The following is a 208-nucleotide window of genomic DNA, read 5'->3' as shown; positions in this document are numbered from 1 at the left end:
CCAGACGGCCGACCGTGATGTCACCGGCGAGCAGGGTGAGGTGGGCGCTCGCGGCCTCGTCGAGCTTGACCGGGCCCTGCGCGCTCTCGAAGACGACGTCGCCGAGCCGTCCGACGCCGCGGAGTTCGGCGGCGGCGCCCTTGGCCTCGACGCGGGAGCCGGCCGGGAGCTGGACGGTCACCTCGACGGAGCCGTGGTCGCCGAGGAT

At 75.0% G+C, this 208-nt stretch carries 1 pseudogene; it reads right to left on the bottom strand.

The features are described 5' to 3' along the window. A pseudogene (locus IF00_RS0140730) lies at positions 1 to 208 on the bottom strand (DUF4097 family beta strand repeat-containing protein); the annotation flags it as partial.

Source organism: Streptomyces flavochromogenes (genome assembly GCF_000717595.1).
Taxonomy (GTDB): Bacteria; Actinomycetota; Actinomycetes; order Streptomycetales; family Streptomycetaceae; genus Streptomyces; species Streptomyces flavochromogenes.
The sequence above is the reverse complement of the archived record's forward strand: the minus strand, read 5'-3'. Positions and strand labels throughout refer to the sequence as shown.